We start from the raw sequence: 4,402 nt of genomic DNA, 5'->3' as shown, positions 1-4,402 counted from the left end.
GCAGCTTGAACTCGGTGAGCGTCAGCACGAGCGTGTGCCGCTCGCTGCCCACTTCGAGCGTGGCTTCGTGGTGTTCGAGATCGATCTCGAACGGCGCGACCCGCAGCACCCGCTGTTCTTCCTGGCGATCGCCGCCATCGACTGCTTGCGGCGCACGCGGATCAGCATCTTGCGCGTGTCGGGTACGTCGGGCTCCATCGCGAGGGCGCCGTTTTCGGCGACGTCGGCGCTGATGTCCTCGTCGTCGTCATCGCCGCGCGGCACGACGATCGTCGAGCCCGGCTTCAGGCGCATGCCGGCCGGAATCTTGTTGATCGACATCAGCGTATCGGCGTCCACGCCGATCTTCTCGGCGATCGCGGCCGGCCGCGCACGTTCGCTGACCGTGTAGGTGGTCCACGTCGAAAGCTGGCCGTTGTACGCCTTCAGGTTCTTCTCGAACGCCGACGCGTTGTCGAACGGCAGCAGGATCTGCGGCTCGGTCGCACCGAGAATCACCGGCTTCGAGAACGACGGGTTCAGCGAGCGGAATTCGTCGAGCGACAGGTTCGCGAGCTTCGCGGCCACCGCCACGTCGATGTCGCGCGACGTCGTGACCGTCACGAAATACGGGTGGTTCGGGATGTCCGGCAGCGCGAGGCCGTACTGCTGCGGATTCGCGATGATGTTCTTCACCGCCTGCAGCTTCGGCACGTAGTTGCGCGTCTCGTTCGGCATCCGCAGGCTCAGGTAGTCGGTCGGCAGGCCGGCCGCCTGGTTGCGCGCGATCGCGCGCTGCACGTTGCCCTCGCCCCAGTTGTACGCGGCCAGCGCGAGATACCAGTCGCCGAACATGTCATGCAGACGCGACAGGTAGTCGAGCGCGGCGCTCGTCGACGCAAGCACGTCGCGGCGCTCGTCCTGCCACATATTGCGCTTCAGGTTGTACGTGCGGCCCGTGCCGGGCATGAACTGCCACATGCCGGCCGCCTTCGCGACCGACAGCGCCTGCGGGTTGTACGCGGACTCGATGAACGGCAGCAGCGCGAGCTCGGTCGGCATGTGACGCGCCTCGAGCTCCTCGACAATGTGGTACAGATACTTCTGCGAGCGCTCGGTCATGCGCTGCACGTAATCCGGGCGCTGCGTGTACCACGTGGTCTGCATGTCGACGAGGTCGGTCTGCAGGTCGGGCATCTGGAAACCGCGGCGGATGCGACCCCAGAGATCGGAGTCCGCACTGGTCAGGTCGCCGACGGATTGCTTGTCGACGTCGACAGTTTCTTTGGCGGTGGCTGATTTACGGAGGTAGGTGGACGTCGCCTGCGAATCGGCGGCGTTGTTGGCGACAGGGGCCTGGCTCGCACAAGCGGCGAGCAGCAGAACCACCATCGCACTCAATATAAGTCGCATGAAAATCTCTGCTTCCGACGGCTGGAAATTGCAGGCGATACTACGGAAGTGCGTGCTTCACGTCAATAAAAACACCGAAAACTCAGCGAAATCCTACATTTGGAGCAATTTTTACAGACACCGCTTGAGCTTTGGAGTCCTCCGGAAATCATCATCGGAACCGGTTTTTCCACTCGCGCATCAGCGTGAACGCCGTCAGACGATCCGGCACTGTTTCGTGCAACTCGGCCTCGAGCGTCGCGCGGATCGCATCGCTGTCCGCACGCATGAACGGGTTAACGGCACGCTCATGCGCGATCGTAGTGGGCAGCGTCGGCACGCCGCGCGCGCGCAGCGCCTGTGCGTCGTCGCGCCATGTGGCGAGCGCCGCATTGCCGGGTTCGCACGCGAGCGCGAAGCGGATGTTGGACAGCGTGTATTCGTGTGCGCAATGCACGTGCGTGTCGCCCGGCAACGCCGCGAGCGCGTCGAGCGACGCGAGCATCTGCGCGGGCGTGCCTTCGAACAGGCGGCCGCAACCGCACGAGAACAGCGTGTCGCCGCAAAACACGTGCGGCGTCGCGTTGCCCTGCCCGGCCGCCTGGAAATACGCGATGTGGCCGCGCGTGTGGCCCGGCACGTCGAGCACGTCGAATGTGGCGGCGGGCGCGTCGAGTGTCACGCGATCGCCGCCTTCGAGCGGCTGCGTCACTACGCCGATCGCCTCGGCCGCGGGGCCGTAAACAGTGAGCGGAGCATCGTCCGGTTGGCTATCGCGCAGTGCCGCGACACCGCCGACGTGGTCGGCGTGGTGGTGCGTGAGTAAAATAGCGGTCAACCGCCAGCCGCGTTCGGCTAGAACCCGGCGCACCGGCGCGGCTTCACCCGGATCGACGGCGATCGCATCGCGGCCGTCCGAGACGAGCCAGATATAGTTGTCATCGAATGCCGGAACCGGCACGTATTCCAGCTCGTTCATGGGCGCGCAATCATCGTTATGTCTGACCGTCAAATTATAGACTGGCCCGCCTGGACCGACTCACCGCCCGGCCGCTACGTGCTGGGCTGGGAGCAGGCGCAGCTCGACCGGATCGTGTCCGACGTCTTCGGGTTCCACGCGCTGCAGCTCGGCCTGCCGCAGCTCGACGCGCTGCGCGAGAACCGCATGCCGTATCGCGGCCTCGTGCTCGATCCGGCGAGCGGCGCGAGCGCGCCGTACCAGTATCCGTGGGCGCGCGAGGCGCATGCGCCCGAGCACGCGCCCGACGGCCGCAGCACGACCTGGTGCGACCTGCTCGACCTGCCGTTCGAGTCGCAGAGCGTCGACCTGATCGTGATGCCGCACACGCTCGAATTCACGTCCGATCCGCACCGCCTGCTGCGCGAGGCCGAGCGCGTGCTGATGCCGGAAGGCCAGCTCGTGATCACCGGCTTCAATTCGCTCAGCCTGTGGGGCATGCGGCAATCGTTCGGGCGCATGGCGAACCGCCCGTTCGTGCCGGCCACGCGCGACCAGATCGCGTTCATCCGGCTCAAGGACTGGATCAAGCTGCTCGGCTTCGATCTCGAACGCGGCCGCTTCGGCTGCTACCGGCCGCCGCTCGTCACCGACAAGTGGCTGGCCCGCTACGGCTTCATGGAGGCCGCCGGCGACCGCTGGTGGCCGATCTTCGGCGCCGTCTACATGGTGACGGCCGTCAAGCGCGTGCGCGGCATGCGCCTCGTCGGCCAGATCCGGATGAAGAAGCCCGTGCTCGCACCGGGCCTGACGCCGGCGGCCTCCCCGACCACTCATCAAGAACATTCATGACTACCGATACCATCGACATCTATACCGACGGCGCCTGCAAGGGCAACCCCGGCCCCGGCGGCTGGGGCGCACTGATGCGCTACGGCGACAAGGAAAAGGAACTGTTCGGCGGCGAGCCGAACACGACCAACAACCGCATGGAGCTGATGGGCGTGATCGCCGCGCTCGAAGCGCTGAAGCGGCCGTGCCAGGTGATCGTGCATACCGACTCGCAATACGTGCAGAAAGGCATCAGCGAGTGGATTCACGGCTGGAAGAAGAAAGGCTGGGTCACCGCGGCAAAGACGCCCGTGAAAAACGCTGACCTGTGGAAGCGGCTCGACGCGCTCGTCGCGCAGCACGAGGTCGAGTGGCGCTGGGTCAAGGGCCACGCGGGCCATCCCGAAAACGAGCGTGCGGACGCACTCGCGAATCGCGGCGTCGAATCGCTCACGGCCTGAACGCGGGCCGCTCCCCTGTTTTCTACGTTTTTCCCGACATGCGCCAGATCATTCTCGATACCGAAACCACCGGCCTGAACGCCCGCACGGGCGACCGCCTCATCGAAATCGGCTGCGTCGAGCTGCTGAACCGGCGGCTCACCGGCAACAACCTGCACTTCTACGTGAACCCCGAGCGCGACAGCGATCCGGGCGCACTGGCGGTGCACGGGCTCACGACCGAATTCCTCAGCGACAAGCCGAAATTCGCGGAAGTCGCCAACCAGATTCGCGACTTCGTGCAGGACGCCGAGCTGATCATCCACAACGCGCCGTTCGACCTTGGCTTCCTCGACGCGGAATTCGCGCGGCTCGACCTGCCGCCGTTCTCCGAGCATTGCGGCGGCGTGATCGACACGCTGGTGCAGGCCAAGCAGATGTTCCCCGGCAAGCGCAACTCGCTCGACGCGCTGTGCGACCGCTTCGGCATCAGCAACGCGCACCGGACGCTGCACGGCGCACTGCTCGACTCGGAGCTGCTCGCCGAGGTGTATCTCGCGATGACACGCGGCCAGGACAGCCTCGTGATCGACATGCTCGACGACGCGGGCGCCGACGGCGGCGCGGCGAACGGTCAGCGCGTGTCGCTCGCCGCGCTCGACCTGGCCGTGGTGGCCGCGAGCGACGACGAACTCGCCGCACACCAGGCGCAGCTCGACGAGCTCGACAAATCGGTCAAGGGCACCTGCGTGTGGCGCAAGTCCGACGACGCGGGCGCCGCCGAAACGGCCTGAAGCAGGCG

General features: G+C 66.0%; 5 protein-coding genes. 3 read left to right on the top strand and 2 right to left on the bottom strand.

The window, feature by feature from the left end; translation table 11 throughout:
* Window positions 1–21 precede the first annotated feature (21 nt).
* Together G3N93_RS35405 and gloB are read right to left on the bottom strand one after the other, a co-directional pair.
* Window positions 22–1,392: a transglycosylase SLT domain-containing protein gene (locus G3N93_RS35405; RefSeq protein ID WP_241026838.1), complete on the bottom strand. Its 1,371-nt coding sequence runs from the start codon at window positions 1,390–1,392 to the stop codon at window positions 22–24.
* A gap of 151 nt (window positions 1,393–1,543) precedes the next feature.
* On the bottom strand, window positions 1,544–2,350 hold the full coding sequence (gloB, locus tag G3N93_RS35400) for a hydroxyacylglutathione hydrolase (protein WP_206135055.1): 807 nt from the start codon (window positions 2,348–2,350) through the stop codon (window positions 1,544–1,546).
* 18 nt (window positions 2,351–2,368) lie between these two features.
* Between gloB and G3N93_RS35395 the strand changes: the two genes are divergently transcribed.
* From G3N93_RS35395 to dnaQ, 3 genes are read left to right on the top strand one after another with little or no spacing between them, the layout of a single operon-like run.
* On the top strand, window positions 2,369–3,181 hold the full coding sequence (locus tag G3N93_RS35395; protein WP_089430881.1) for a class I SAM-dependent methyltransferase: 813 nt from the start codon (window positions 2,369–2,371) through the stop codon (window positions 3,179–3,181).
* Window positions 3,178–3,621, top strand: a complete 444-nt coding sequence (rnhA, locus tag G3N93_RS35390) for a ribonuclease HI (protein ID WP_039347704.1) — start codon at window positions 3,178–3,180, stop codon at window positions 3,619–3,621. Before G3N93_RS35395 ends, rnhA begins: the two co-directional genes overlap by 4 nt.
* Before the next feature lie 38 nt (window positions 3,622–3,659).
* Window positions 3,660–4,394: a DNA polymerase III subunit epsilon gene (gene dnaQ, locus G3N93_RS35385; protein WP_174934863.1), complete on the top strand. Its 735-nt coding sequence runs from the start codon at window positions 3,660–3,662 to the stop codon at window positions 4,392–4,394.
* Window positions 4,395–4,402 lie beyond the last annotated feature (8 nt).

Source organism: Burkholderia sp. Se-20378 (genome assembly GCF_017104665.1).
In the GTDB taxonomy this organism is placed as follows: domain Bacteria; phylum Pseudomonadota; class Gammaproteobacteria; order Burkholderiales; family Burkholderiaceae; genus Burkholderia; species Burkholderia lata.
This window is presented reverse-complemented; position numbering and strand designations above follow the sequence as displayed.